This is a genomic window from Bradyrhizobium sp. Ses1 (assembly GCF_059512365.1).
On the sequence record NZ_JCAMOQ010000042.1, the window covers coordinates 42,306 to 55,742 of the forward strand.

Here is a 13,437-nt window from a genome sequence, read left to right on the forward strand (position 1 = left end):
CGCCGTTAGAATTTGTCATAGCCCCGGCGTCATTCACGGCTTGCAATTTTTCGTCCCATAGGGCGGAAAGGGGCATGCTCTCCACCTCGCCGAGTTCCTTCCGCGCGCATTATCAGGCTCTCGTTGACTCCGGGGCGATCGAAGCCGATCCGGAGCAGGCTCGCGTCGCCGACGCTTTCGGCTCGCTCGAGGACCGCCTTGCAAGCTATAAGCCCTCGCGCAAGCAGGGCCTGTTCGGCCGGCTGTTCGGCGGCGACAAGAACGAGCCGCCGCACGGGCTGTACGTCCATGGCGAGGTCGGCCGCGGCAAGACCATGCTGATGGACCTGTTCTTCCAGCAGTGTCCGATCGAGCACAAGCGCCGCGCCCATTTTCACGAATTCATGGCCGAGGCGCACGAGCGGATCTACGGCTACCGGCAGCAGATCGCGCGCGGCGAGATCGCCGATGCCGACGTGATCGCGCTCACCGCGCAGGCGATCTTCGATGAGGCCTGGCTGCTCTGCTTCGACGAATTCCACGTCACCGACATCGCGGATGCGATGATCCTGGGGCGGCTGTTCGCCAAACTGTTCGAGCTCGGCACCGTCGTGGTCGCGACCTCCAACGTCGCGCCGGAAGATCTCTACAAAGGCGGCCTCAACCGCGCGCTATTCCTGCCCTTCATCGCGCAGATCTCCGAGCATATGGACGTGCTGCGGCTCGATGCGCGCACCGATTTCCGTCTGGAAAAACTTGCCGGCGGGAAGATGTGGCTCGTGCCGGCCGATGATGAGGCGGAGGCCGCGCTGAATACGGCCTGGGCCAGGATGACCGGCAATGCGCCCTGCAAACCGCGCGACATTCCGATCAAGGGTCGCATCCTGCAGGTGCCCTGCTCGTCGCATGGCGTGGCGCGTTTTAGCTTTGCCGAGATTTGCGAGAGGCCATTGGCTGCCTCCGACTATCTGAGACTCGCGCACGATTATCACACCATTCTGATCGATCGGATCCCGGTGATGGATCTGGCCGATCGGAACGCTGCCAAGCGCTTCATCTCGCTGATTGATACGCTCTATGACAATGCCGTGAAACTGATGGCCTCTGCCCAAGCCAACCCGGTGTCGCTTTACCTCGCGACCGAAGGTGTCGAGGCCAACGAATTCAAGCGCACGTCCTCGCGCCTGATCGAAATGAGCTCGGCCTCCTATCTGGCGCTTCCGCACGGGAAGCGAAAGGATTCCACGGCCAGCGGCGCGAGCACGGGACTGGTGGAGACGTAGCGCCTCACTCGTCATTCCGGGGCGCGCGTTAGCGCGAACCCGGAATCTTGAGATGGCCGCGCGAGATTCCGGGTTCATCGCTGCGCGATGCCCCGGAATGACGGGGGGCACGCTGGTATGCCTCTGATGCGAATGCGCGGCCGGCCCGACAATTGGGCATGGCCGCGACTTGAATGGATCATTCGAAAGGGATAACCAGCGATCCGATCTGCTATCCATCCTCCTCTTTGTGCTCAAAGGACAGATTTCCCATGGCGCGCGACAAGATTGCTTTGATTGGCTCCGGCCAGATCGGCGGAACGCTGGCTCACATGATCGGCCTGAAAGAGCTTGGCGACGTCGTGCTGTTCGACATCGCCGAGGGCGTGCCGCAGGGCAAGGCGCTTGATATCGCGCAGTCCTCGCCGGTCGACGGCTTCGATTCCAAGTTGGTCGGCGCCAATTCCTACGAGGCGCTCGATGGCGCCAAAGTCTGCATCGTCACCGCCGGCGTGCCGCGCAAGCCTGGCATGAGCCGCGATGACCTCTTGAGCATCAATTTGAAGGTGATGGAGCAGGTCGGCGCCGGCATCAAGAAGTATGCCCCCGATGCCTTCGTCATCTGCATCACCAACCCGCTCGACGCCATGGTCTGGGCGCTGCAGAAGGCCTCCGGGATGCCGAGCAAGAAAGTTGTCGGCATGGCCGGCGTGCTCGATTCGGCGCGCTTCCGCTATTTCCTCGCCGACGAGTTCAACGTCAGTGTTGAGGACGTCACCGCCTTCGTGCTTGGCGGTCATGGCGACACCATGGTGCCGCTGACGCGCTACTCCACGGTCGCGGGCATCCCGCTGCCCGATCTGGTCAAGATGGGCTGGACCTCGCAGGCGCGCATCGACGAGATCGTCGACCGCACCCGCAATGGCGGCGCCGAGATCGTCAACCTCCTGAAGACCGGGTCGGCCTTCTATGCGCCGGCGGCATCCGCGATCGCGATGGCCGAGAGCTATCTGAAGGACAAGAAGCGCGTGCTGCCTTGCGCCGCCTACCTCAACGGGGAATACGGCGTGAAGGATATGTATGTCGGCGTGCCCGTGGTGATCGGCTCCAAGGGCGTCGAGCGCGTGGTCGAGATCGAGCTGGCCGGCAAGGACCGCGAGGCGTTCGACAAGTCGGTTGGCGCGGTGCAGGGTCTGGTCGACGCCTGCAAGAAGATCGCGCCCGATCTGCTCGGTCATTGATTTCGTTCAGTTTTCGGCCCCGATCGGGGGCCGAAAGCGTTTCTGGGTTGCAGTTCTTTTGGTATGTGGTATGCCAACTACCAAGGTGAACTGTAGAACTTCGCCGTAGAGGGTTTTGGGGAGCGTCCCGATGAATATCCACGAATATCAGGCCAAGGCATTGCTGCACGACTTCGGCGTGCCGATCTCGCGCGGCGTACCCGTGCTGAAGCCTGAGGATGCCGAGGTGGCGGCCAAGACGCTTCCCGGCCCGATCTGGGTGGTGAAGAGCCAGATCCACGCCGGCGGCCGCGGCAAAGGCAAGTTCAAGGAGGCCTCCGCCGGCGACAAGGGTGGCGTCCGCATCGCCAAGTCGGTGGCCGAGGTTGCTGCGTTCGCCAAGCAGATGCTCGGCGCGACGCTCGTGACGGTGCAGACCGGGGCGCCTGGCAAGCAGGTCAACCGCCTCTACATCGAGGAAGGCTCCGAGATCGACAAGGAGTTCTATCTCTCGATCCTGGTCAACCGCGAGACCTCCGAGGTCTCGTTCGTGGTTTCGACCGAAGGCGGCGTCAACATCGAGGACGTCGCGCACTCGACCCCGGAGAAGATCATTACCTTCTCGGTCGATCCGGCCACCGGCATCATGCCACATCACGGCCGCACCGTCGCGAAGGCGCTGAACCTTTCCGGCGATCTGGCCAAGCAGGCGGAAAAGCTCGTAAGCCAGCTTTATGCCGCGTTCACGGCCAAGGACATGGCGATGCTGGAGATCAATCCGCTCGTCGTCACCAAGCAGGGGCAGCTCCGCGTGCTCGACGCCAAGGTGTCCTTCGACGATAACGCCATGTTCCGCCATCCCGACGTCGCGGCGCTGCGCGACGAGACCGAGGAGGATGCCAAGGAGATCGAGGCGTCGAAATACGACCTCAACTATGTTGCGCTCGACGGCACCATCGGCTGCATGGTCAACGGCGCCGGGCTTGCCATGGCGACCATGGACATCATCAAGCTCTATGGCATGGAGCCCGCGAACTTCCTCGACGTCGGCGGCGGTGCTAGTGTCGACAAGGTGGCCGCGGCGTTCAAGATCATCACCGCGGACCCCAATGTGAAGGGCATCCTGGTCAACATCTTCGGCGGCATCATGAAGTGCGATGTGATCGCCGAGGGTGTCGTGGCTGCGGTCAAGCAGGTCGGCCTGAAGGTGCCGCTGGTGGTGCGGCTCGAAGGCACCAACGTCGAGCAGGGCAAGAAGATCATCAACAATAGCGGTCTCAATGTCCTGCCCGCTGACAATCTCGATGACGCCGCGCAGAAAATCGTGAATGCCGTCAAGGGAGGCTAGCAATGGCTCAGGACCATCTCGCCGCACCGTCACCGCTTCCGGAGCACAAGAAGCTCGGAGTCTTCGCGGGTGAATGGGCCGGCGAGGAGGTGGTCTACCCGTCGCGCTGGAACCCGGGCGGTCCCGCCACCTCGCATGTGGTGGCGCGCATCGATCTCAACGGCTTCTACCTGATCCAGGACTCGCGCCAGACGCGAGACGGCCAGGAGATATTCGCTACCCATGCCCTGTTCACCTATGACCGCGACGACCGGCTCTACAAATTGTTCTGGCACGATTCGCTCGGCTACTATCCGCCGTCGCCGGCGTCCGGAAGCTGGGTCGGCAAGACGCTGACGCTCGTTCGGGGCTCGCTGCGCGGCAACGCGCGTCACCTCTACGAGGTCGTCGACGACAACAGCTACACCATGAAGATCCAGTTCTCGCCCGACGCGGAAGGATGGGCAGACGTGCTCACCGGCGTGTATCGGCGTGTCCACTAAGCCTGATTCGGCTCAAACAACTAAACCTGTCACCGGCGTTTCGCGAAAGCATCTGAAGACATGTCCATCCTGATCGACAACAACACCAGGGTCATCTGCCAGGGTTTCACCGGCAAGAACGGCACTTTCCATTCGGAAGCGGCGATCGCCTACGGAACCAAGATGGTCGGCGGCACGTCGCCCGGCAAAGGCGGCTCGACCCATCTCGGCCTGCCGGTGTTCGACACCGTGCGCGAGGCGCGCGAGAAGACCGGCGCCGATGCGTCGGTGATCTATGTGCCGCCGCCGGGTGCGGCGGACGCGATCTGCGAGGCGATCGATGCGGAGATCCCGCTGATCGTCTGCATCACCGAGGGCATCCCGGTGCTCGACATGGTGCGCGTCAAGCGCTCGCTGTCAGGCTCGAAGTCGCGGCTGATCGGGCCGAACTGCCCGGGCGTCATGACCGCTGGCGAGTGCAAGATCGGGATCATGCCGGCCAACATCTTCCGGCCCGGCAGCGTCGGGATCGTTTCGCGCTCGGGCACGTTGACCTACGAGGCCGTGTTCCAGACCTCGCAGGAGGGGCTCGGCCAGACCACGGCTGTCGGCATCGGCGGCGACCCGGTCAAGGGCACCGAATTCATCGATGTACTGGAAATGTTCCTGAAGGACGACGCTACCAAGTCGATCATCATGATCGGCGAGATTGGCGGCTCGGCCGAGGAGGATGCCGCCCAGTTCATCAAGGACCAGGCCAAGCGGGGCCGCAAGAAGCCGATGGTCGGCTTCATCGCCGGCGTTACCGCCCCTCCCGGCCGCCGCATGGGTCATGCCGGTGCGATCATCTCCGGCGGCAAGGGCGACGCCGGTTCCAAGACCGCGGCCATGGAAGCGGCCGGAATCACCGTTTCTCCGTCACCCGCACGCCTCGGGCATACCCTTGCCGAGAAATTGAAGTCTTGATTCAGTCCTTGGTTCTTTTCGGCGCGAAGTTTAGGATTAAATAGGGTAAACCATCCTAATCTCAGCCAGCCGGCCTTCCGGGCCGGCTGCTTGCGCCGTCACTTGCGCGCGAACCGAAAATCACCAGGACGCTATCATGTCTCGCCAGGACGCGAACGCCGCTTTTGCCCTTTCCTCCTTTTTGCAGGGCACCAACGCCACCTACATCGACGATCTCTACGCCCGCTACGAGCAGGACCCGGCGTCGGTCGACACCGACTGGCAGGATTTCTTCAAGAGCCTGAAGGACACCCCGGCGGACGTCCAGAAGAACGCCGAAGGGCCGTCCTGGAGCCGTCCCAACTGGCCGGTAACGCCGCGTGACGACCTGACCTCGGCGCTGGACGGCAATTGGGCGCAGGTCGAGAAGGCCGTCGGCAACAAGATCGCCGCCAAGGCGCAGGCCAAGGGCGCCGAACTCTCGCCAGTCGACGTCAACCAGGCGACGCGCGATTCGGTCCGTGCGCTGATGCTGATCCGCGCCTACCGCATGCGCGGTCACTTCCACGCCAAGCTCGACCCGCTCGGCATCGAGGCGCCGCGCGACCGCGAAGAGCTCGATCCGCGCACCTACGGGTTCACGGAAGCCGATTTCGACCGCAAGATCTTCCTCGACCACGTGCTCGGGCTCGAATACGGCACCTTGCGCGAAATCGTCGCGATCTGCGAGCGCACCTACTGCCAGACGCTCGGCGTCGAGTTCATGCACATCTCCAATGCCGCGCAGAAGGCGTGGATTCAGGAGCGCATCGAGGGGCCGGACAAGGAGATCAGCTTCACCCCTGAGGGGCGCCGCGCGATCCTGAACAAGCTGATCGAGACCGAGGGCTTCGAGAAATTCTGTGACGTCAAGTTCACCGGCACCAAGCGTTTCGGCCTCGATGGCGGCGAATCGCTGATTCCGGCGCTGGAGCAGATCATCAAGCGCGGCGGCAATCTCGGTGTGAAGGAGATCGTGGTCGGCATGCCGCATCGCGGCCGCCTCAACGTGCTGACCCAGGTGATGGGCAAGCCGCATCGCGCGCTGTTCCACGAATTCAAGGGCGGTTCGGCCAATCCCGACGCCGTCGAAGGCTCCGGCGACGTGAAGTACCACCTCGGTGCTTCTTCGGATCGCGAGTTCGATGGCAACAGCATCCATCTGTCATTGACCGCGAACCCCTCACATCTCGAGATCGTCGACCCCGTGGTGCTCGGCAAAGTGCGCGCCAAGCAGGACCAGCATGGCGATCCGCCGGACATGCGTATTTCCGTGCTGCCGCTCTTGATGCATGGCGACGCGGCGTTCGCCGGCCAGGGCGTGGTGGCGGAATGCTTCAGCCTGTCCGACCTCAAGGGGTATCGCACCGGCGGCTCGCTGCACTTCATCGTCAACAACCAGATCGGCTTCACCACCTATCCGCGCTACTCGCGCTCCTCGCCCTATCCGTCCGACGTGGCGAAGATGATCGACGCGCCGATCTTCCATGTGAACGGCGACGATCCGGAAGCGGTGGTGTTCGCGGCCAAGGTCGCGATCGAGTTCCGCCAGAAGTTCCACAAGCCCGTGGTCATCGACATGTTCTGCTACCGCAGGCATGGCCACAACGAGGGCGACGAGCCGGCTTTCACCCAGCCGGTGATGTACAAGAAGATCGCCTCGCATCCGTCCACGCTGGATATCTATGCCAAGCGGCTGATCGCCGAGGGTGTCGTCACCGAGGTCGAGGTCGAGAAGGCCAAGTCCGACTGGCGCGCCCGGCTCGATGCTGAATTCGAGGCCGGCGCCAGCTATAAGCCGAACAAGGCCGACTGGCTCGACGGCAAATGGGCCGGCTTCAAGATCGCGGACCAGGAGGAGGACGCGCGCCGGGGTGTCACCGGCGTCGATGCCGCCGTGCTCAAGGACATCGGCCGCAAGATCACCAAGGTGCCGGATGGCTTCCGCGTCCACCGCACCATCCAGCGCTTCCTCGATAACCGTGCGAAGGCAATCGACAGCGGTGTCGGCATCGACTGGGCGACCGCTGAGGCGCTGGCATTCTGCTCGCTGCTGGAGGAAGGCCATCACGTCCGCCTGTCCGGCCAGGATTCCGAGCGCGGCACCTTCTCGCAGCGCCACTCGGTCTTGATCGACCAGGAGGACGAGAGCCGCTACACGCCGTTCAACCATCTCGGCGGTGACCAGGGACACTACGAGGTCATCAACTCGCTGTTGTCGGAAGAAGCGGTGCTCGGCTTCGAATACGGCTATTCGCTCGCCGAGCCGAATGCGCTGGCGATCTGGGAGGCGCAGTTCGGCGACTTCGCCAACGGCGCCCAGGTGGTGTTCGACCAGTTCATCTCGTCGGGTGAGCGCAAATGGCTGCGCATGTCCGGCCTCGTCTGCATGCTGCCGCATGGCTACGAAGGGCAGGGTCCGGAACATTCTTCGGCCCGTCTCGAGCGCTACCTGCAGATGTGCGCCGAGGACAACATGCAGGTGGTCTATCCGACCACGCCGGCCAACCATTTCCACGTGCTGCGGCGGCAGTTGCATCGCGAGATCCGCAAGCCGCTCATCATGATGACGCCGAAGTCGCTGCTGCGGCACAAGCGCGCCGTCTCGCGGCTCGAGGAGCTGGCCAAGGGTACGACCTTCCACCGCATCCTATACGATGACGCCCAGATGCTGCCGGATGAAAAGATCAAGCTGCAGCCGGACGCCAAGATCCGCCGCGTCATCCTGTGCTCGGGCAAGGTCTATTACGACCTCTACGAAGAGCGCGAGAAGCGCGGCATCGACGACATCTATCTGCTGCGCATCGAGCAGCTCTATCCGGTGCCGTTGAAGGCGCTGGTGCAGGAGCTTGGCCGCTTCAAGGGCGCCGAGATCGTGTGGTGCCAGGAAGAGCCGCGCAACATGGGTGCCTGGCACTTCATCGAGCCTTATCTCGAGTGGGTGCTGAACCAGATCCATGCGCCGAACAGGCGTCCGCGCTACGCCGGCCGCGCGGCCGCTGCGGCGACCGCCACGGGCTTGATGTCGAAGCATCTCGCGCAGCTCAAGGCGTTCCTGGACGAGGCGTTGAACTGACATTCGATCCGTCATGCCCCGCGGAAGCGAGGCATTCAGTAACCCGCGCTGCCGCTGCTTGATTGCAGCCGCCGCGGGCTATTGGATCCTCCTCTTTCGCGGAGGATGACAGCTAGAGTTTATGACCGCACAGGTTGTTTTAAGGAAACGAGACCATGACTGAAATTCGCGTTCCGACGCTAGGCGAATCCGTGACCGAGGCCACCATCGGCCGCTGGTTCAAGAAGGCCGGCGATGCCGTTGCCGTCGATGAACCCTTGGTTGAGCTCGAGACCGACAAGGTTACGATCGAGGTGCCGGCGCCTTCCGCCGGCACACTGGGCGAAATCATCGCCAAGGACGGCGAAACCGTCGCGGTCGGCGCGCTGCTCGGCCAGATCACTGATGGCGCCGCTGGCGCTGCCGCCAAGCCGGCCGCTGCGCCGGCGCCGGCCAAGCCCGCGGCTGCACCGCCGCCGCCTCCCCCGGCTGCCGCAGCGCCCGCGCCGTCAGCACCGAAGGCACTCCCTGCGGATACGCCGCTGGCACCGTCGGTGCGCAAGCTCTCGGTTGAAAGCGGGATCGATGCCTCCACCGTGCCGGGCTCCGGCAAGGATGGCCGTGTGACCAAGGGCGACATGCTGGCGGCGATCGAGCGCGCGGCTTCCGCGCCGACGCCGGTCTTTCAGCCGGCGGCTTCGGTGCAGGTGCGGGCGCCGTCGCCGGCGGACGATGCCGCGCGCGAAGAGCGCGTGAAGATGACGCGGCTGCGCCAGACCATCGCGCGGCGGCTGAAGGATGTGCAGAACACGGCGGCGATGCTGACGACCTTCAACGAGGTCGACATGAGCCACGTCATGGCGCTGCGCTCCCAGTACAAGGACGCGTTCGAGAAGAAGCATGGCGTCAAGCTTGGTTTCATGGGCTTCTTCACCAAGGCCTGCGTGCAGGCCTTGAAGGAGATTCCGGCGGCGAACGCCGAGATCGATGGCACCGACCTGATCTACAAGAACTACTACCACGTCGGCATCGCCGTCGGCACCGACAAGGGCCTGGTCGTGCCGGTGGTGCGGGATTGCGACACCAAGTCGATCGCGGAGATCGAGAAGGGAATCGCCGATTACGGCCGCAGGGCCCGCGATGGCCAGCTCAAGATCGAGGAGATGCAGGGCGGCACTTTCACCATCACCAATGGCGGCATCTATGGTTCGCTGATGTCGACGCCGATCCTGAACGCGCCGCAGTCCGGCATCCTCGGCATGCACAAGATCCAGGAGCGTCCCGTCGTGGTCGGCGGCAAGATTGAGATCCGCCCGATGATGTATCTGGCGCTGTCCTACGATCACCGCGTGATCGACGGCAAGGAAGCCGTGACCTTCCTGGTGCGCGTCAAGGAAAGCTTGGAAGACCCGGCGCGGCTGGTGCTGGATCTCTGAGCTTGCTTTCGTGCGGCGCCCGAACTTCTCGGGCGTCGTGACCGGTGTCGCATGAACGTTCAGGGGCGAATGTGACGGACAAGGTCGTTGTCATCACCGGCGGCAGCCGCGGCATCGGTCGCGCTACCGCCATCGCCGCGGCGGCGCGAGGCTTTCGCGTCGTTGTCGGCTACGCCAGCAACCAGGCGGCGGCCAACGAAGTCGTCTCCGCAATCGAGGCCAGCAACGGCAAGGCGATCGCGGTGAAATGCGATGTCGGCAGCGAGGCCGACATTCTTGCGCTGTTCAAGGCGGCCGACGAATTCGGCGCGCTCGGCGCGCTCGTCAACAATGCCGGCATCGTCGGTCCGTCGATCCGGGTCGAGGACATGTCGGCCGAGCGCATCGAGCGCATGATGGCGGTCAACGTCACCGGCAGCATTCTGTGCGCGCGCGAGGCGGTGAAGCGAATGTCGACACGCAATGGCGGACAGGGCGGCGTCATTGTCAACCTGTCGTCGGTCGCGGCCAAGCTCGGCTCGCCCAACACTTACGTCGACTACGCCGCCTCGAAAGGCGCGATCGACTCCTTCACCATCGGCCTTGGTCATGAAGTCGCGGCCGAAGGCATCCGCGTCGCCGGGATCCGCCCGGGTCTGATCGATACCGAAATCCACGCCTCCGGCGGTGAGCCCGATCGTGCCCATCGCCTCGCTCACATGGTGCCGATGAAGCGCGTCGGCACCGCGGAGGAAATCGCCAACGCCATCGTCTGGCTAATGTCGGACGAGGCTTCATATGTGACAAGCGCCATCCTTGATGTCTCAGGCGGCCGCTAATACCTGTCACGGACTTCAGCAGCAGGATCTTCGAAATGGCTTCTTATGATCTCGTCGTCATCGGCACCGGGCCCGGTGGATATGTCTGCGCGGTGCGCGCGGCGCAACTTGGCATGAAGGTCGCGGTGGTCGAGAAGAACCCGACGCTTGGCGGCACCTGTCTCAACGTTGGCTGCATGCCGTCCAAGGCACTGTTGCACGCCTCCGAGATGTTCGAGGAAGCCGCGCATTCCTTCGCCAAGATGGGCGTCAGCGTATCGGCGCCGAAACTCGATCTGCCCTCGATGATGAACTTCAAGCAGCAGGGCATTGACGGTAACGTCAAGGGCGTCGACTTCCTGATGAAGAAGAACAAGATCGACGTGCTGAAGGGCGCTGGCAAGATTCTTGGCGCGGGCAAGGTCGAGGTCTCCGCCAATGGCAGCACGCAGACGGTCGAGACCAAGAACATCGTCATTGCCACCGGCTCCGATATCGCGCGGCTGAAGGGCATCGAGATCGACGAAAAGCGCATCGTGTCGTCAACCGGCGCGCTGTCGCTGGAGAAGGTGCCGGAAAGGCTCTTGATCATCGGTGCGGGCGTGATCGGACTCGAACTCGGCTCGGTGTGGAAGCGCCTCGGCGCGGAGGTCATGGTGGTCGAATTCCTCGACCGCATCCTGCCCGGCATGGATGGCGAGATCGCCAAGCAGTTCCAGCGCATCCTTGAAAAGCAGGGCTTTGCGTTCAAGCTCGGCACCAAGGTGACCGCCGTGGATACCTCGGGCAAGACTCTATTGGCCAAGGTCGAGCCCGCCGCGGGCGGGGCTTCGGAAACGATCGAAGCCGACGTGGTACTGGTTGCGATCGGCCGCGTGCCCTTTACCGATGGCCTCGGCCTGAAGGAAGCCGGCGTCGCGCTCGACAATCGCGGCCGGGTGCAGATCGACCCGCATTTCGCGACCACCGTGAAAGGCATCTATGCGATCGGGGACGTCGTTGCCGGGCCGATGCTGGCGCACAAGGCCGAAGATGAAGGCGTGGCGGTTGCCGAGATCATCGCAGGCCAGGCCGGCCATGTGAACTACGATGTTATCCCAGGAGTCGTGTATACCACGCCGGAAGTTTCTTCCGTCGGCAAGACCGAGGAAGAGCTTAAGCAGGCCGGCATTGCCTATACCGTCGGGAAATTTCCGTTCACCGCCAACGGCCGCTCCAAGGTCAACCAGACCACGGAAGGATTCGTCAAGATTCTCGCAGATGCGAAGACCGATCGGGTGCTTGGCGTGCACATCATCGGCCGCGAAGCCGGCGAAATGATCCATGAAGCCGCGGTTCTCATGGAATTCGGCGGCTCCGCCGAGGATCTGGCGCGCACCTGCCACGCCCATCCGACCCGCTCCGAGGCGATCAAGGAAGCTGCGCTTGCGGTCGGCAAGCGGGCCATCCATATGTGATCGACGCCCGGCCTGAGCAGGGTCCGTAAAGGATTATACTCGAAGGTAAAATCTGGCCGGGGTCGAGACAACAGATGCTGCGCCGCCTGCTTCAGCCTTTCTGGGTCCTGCTTGCGATCATCTTCCTGATCGAGGCGTGGCTTTGGGATCACCTCGAGCCGATCGTGGCGCGCGTGGTGGCGCTGATCCCGCTGCGCGCGTTCAAGCAGTGGCTTGCCGATCGGGTCGATTCGTTGTCGCCGGCAATGACGCTGATCGTGTTCATCGTGCCGGTGATCCCGTTGTTTCCGCTCAAGCTGGTCGGCCTTTGGCTGCTCGCCCACGAACATTGGCTGAGCGCGATCGGCACCCTCCTGTTCGCGAAGTTTCTCGGCGTCGGCGTCACCGCTTTCATCTTCGACGTGACCCGCCCGAAGCTTCTGGAGATGCGCTGGTTCGAGGCGCTCTATGATTTCGTGCTGAGGATGCGCGCGCAAGCCGTCGCGCTGATCGATCCGATCAAGCTGCGCATCGTGGAGACCCTGCGCGGCGACGGCAACGGCTGGTCGGCGCGAACGATCCGGCTGATCGCCCGCTTCCGCAGGAGCGTACAGCAAGCGCGGTGACGGCTCGTCGCGGCAAACCGTCCAGCTACGGGCTCGGTTTCACCTCTCCCTTAGGGAGAGGTCGAATTGCGCAGCAATTCGGGTGAGGGGATTTGCTCCATCGAGGGACCGTAACCCCTCACCCGCGCCTGCGGCGCGACCTCTCCCTTCGGGAGAGGTAAAGTCGGCGCGGCAGTTAGTGACTCAATGCAGATGCAGCAGATGCGGCGAGTACAGGCCCAGCGCGGTGATGACGATGCCGGCGAGCGTCAGCAGGCCTGAAATCCAGGCCAGCGCGATGATGCCTGTGATGATGGTCGCCGATGCCAGCACGATCGCGATCTGGAAGGCGGCGGAGGCGATCTCGAAGTGGTGGTATTTTGCCGTCGCCTCGTCGCGCTGGTGCTCGGCATGTTTGGCGCGTTCGGCGAGCTGCTCGGTGCCTTCGCCGGTCTCGGGTTCGGAGCGATAGCGCGCCGCCGTTTTCTGCCAGTCATCGAGCTGCTTTTGAATCGTCGCCCTGATGGCATCGTCTGTGGTGGTGGCAAGGGTCAGCTTGCCCTGCTCGGCGGCCGTCTGCACCGCGGTGCGGCGGATGCTCTTGGCCTGGAAAAACGCCCACAGGTTCGACGCCTCGACGTTCTTGCTGATCGATTCGGTCTGCGCCCCCTTGCCCAGCGTCTCCGAGAGCGCCAGGAACAGCGCGATCACGGCAATCAACAGCGCGATCTTCTTGTTCTCGCCGGATGCATGCTCGGCGTGCTCCGCATGCTCCATACTCTCATGTGCGCTCATGATTCCCCTCTCCGATATGACCCGCCGTCACGATTGCCGAAACGACATCGCTTACGCAA

Annotated in this window: 11 protein-coding genes; 10 read left to right on the forward strand and 1 reads right to left on the reverse strand. The window is 63.4% G+C overall.

The genetic code is table 11. From position 1 onward, the window contains the following. Positions 1-74: 74 nt before the first annotated feature. The 10 genes from zapE (at position 75) to AC5ZG5_RS33690 (ending at position 12,604) form a co-directional block, all read left to right on the forward strand. Positions 75-1,262: a cell division protein ZapE gene (gene zapE, locus AC5ZG5_RS33645; protein WP_456645274.1), complete on the forward strand. Its 1,188-nt coding sequence runs from the start codon at positions 75-77 to the stop codon at positions 1,260-1,262. A 251-nt stretch (positions 1,263-1,513) separates the two neighbouring features. Beyond that, a complete protein-coding gene (gene mdh, locus AC5ZG5_RS33650) occupies positions 1,514-2,482 on the forward strand; it encodes a malate dehydrogenase (protein WP_130228372.1) in 969 nt (322 codons plus the stop codon). 130 nt (positions 2,483-2,612) lie between these two features. After that, the gene (sucC, locus tag AC5ZG5_RS33655) at positions 2,613-3,809 is read left to right on the forward strand and encodes an ADP-forming succinate--CoA ligase subunit beta (RefSeq protein ID WP_456645273.1); all 1,197 of its coding nucleotides are present in this window, start codon (positions 2,613-2,615) and stop codon (positions 3,807-3,809) included. Positions 3,810-3,811: 2 nt separating this feature from the next. After that, a complete protein-coding gene (locus tag AC5ZG5_RS33660; RefSeq protein ID WP_130228374.1) occupies positions 3,812-4,291 on the forward strand; it encodes a DUF1579 family protein in 480 nt (159 codons plus the stop codon). Positions 4,292-4,351: 60 nt separating this feature from the next. Continuing rightward, positions 4,352-5,236, forward strand: a complete 885-nt coding sequence (gene sucD / locus AC5ZG5_RS33665) for a succinate--CoA ligase subunit alpha (protein WP_456645272.1) — start codon at positions 4,352-4,354, stop codon at positions 5,234-5,236. A gap of 136 nt (positions 5,237-5,372) precedes the next feature. Beyond that, positions 5,373-8,330, forward strand: a complete 2,958-nt coding sequence (locus tag AC5ZG5_RS33670) for a 2-oxoglutarate dehydrogenase E1 component (RefSeq protein ID WP_456645271.1) — start codon at positions 5,373-5,375, stop codon at positions 8,328-8,330. Positions 8,331-8,485: 155 nt separating this feature from the next. After that, positions 8,486-9,745, forward strand: coding sequence for a 2-oxoglutarate dehydrogenase complex dihydrolipoyllysine-residue succinyltransferase (odhB, locus tag AC5ZG5_RS33675; RefSeq protein ID WP_028166242.1), 1,260 nt, complete (start codon positions 8,486-8,488; stop codon positions 9,743-9,745). A 71-nt stretch (positions 9,746-9,816) separates the two neighbouring features. Beyond that, positions 9,817-10,563, forward strand: coding sequence for an SDR family oxidoreductase (locus AC5ZG5_RS33680; protein WP_130231550.1), 747 nt, complete (start codon positions 9,817-9,819; stop codon positions 10,561-10,563). Between the two features lie 35 nt (positions 10,564-10,598). Then, a complete protein-coding gene (lpdA, locus tag AC5ZG5_RS33685) occupies positions 10,599-11,999 on the forward strand; it encodes a dihydrolipoyl dehydrogenase (protein ID WP_028166244.1) in 1,401 nt (466 codons plus the stop codon). A 74-nt stretch (positions 12,000-12,073) separates the two neighbouring features. Further along, positions 12,074-12,604 carry a hypothetical protein gene (locus tag AC5ZG5_RS33690; RefSeq protein ID WP_456645270.1) on the forward strand — a complete coding sequence of 177 codons (531 nt, stop codon included), beginning with the start codon at positions 12,074-12,076 and terminating at the stop codon, positions 12,602-12,604. Positions 12,605-12,787: 183 nt separating this feature from the next. On the opposite strand, the gene AC5ZG5_RS33695 is transcribed toward AC5ZG5_RS33690, so the two are convergent. Then, complete coding sequence (locus AC5ZG5_RS33695; protein WP_456645269.1) at positions 12,788-13,378, reverse strand: DUF4337 domain-containing protein; 591 nt, start codon at positions 13,376-13,378, stop codon at positions 12,788-12,790. Positions 13,379-13,437: the final 59 nt, after the last annotated feature.

Coding starts and splice junctions, on each gene's coding strand:
- zapE (WP_456645274.1), top strand. CDS start 75: ATGCTCTCCACCTCGCCGAGTTCCTTCCGCGCGCATTATCAGGCTCTC.
- mdh (WP_130228372.1), top strand. CDS start 1,514: ATGGCGCGCGACAAGATTGCTTTGATTGGCTCCGGCCAGATCGGCGGA.
- sucC (WP_456645273.1), top strand. CDS start 2,613: ATGAATATCCACGAATATCAGGCCAAGGCATTGCTGCACGACTTCGGC.
- AC5ZG5_RS33660 (WP_130228374.1), top strand. CDS start 3,812: ATGGCTCAGGACCATCTCGCCGCACCGTCACCGCTTCCGGAGCACAAG.
- sucD (WP_456645272.1), top strand. CDS start 4,352: ATGTCCATCCTGATCGACAACAACACCAGGGTCATCTGCCAGGGTTTC.
- AC5ZG5_RS33670 (WP_456645271.1), top strand. CDS start 5,373: ATGTCTCGCCAGGACGCGAACGCCGCTTTTGCCCTTTCCTCCTTTTTG.
- odhB (WP_028166242.1), top strand. CDS start 8,486: ATGACTGAAATTCGCGTTCCGACGCTAGGCGAATCCGTGACCGAGGCC.
- lpdA (WP_028166244.1), top strand. CDS start 10,599: ATGGCTTCTTATGATCTCGTCGTCATCGGCACCGGGCCCGGTGGATAT.
- AC5ZG5_RS33690 (WP_456645270.1), top strand. CDS start 12,074: ATGCTGCGCCGCCTGCTTCAGCCTTTCTGGGTCCTGCTTGCGATCATC.
- AC5ZG5_RS33695 (WP_456645269.1), bottom strand. CDS start 13,378: ATGAGCGCACATGAGAGTATGGAGCATGCGGAGCACGCCGAGCATGCA.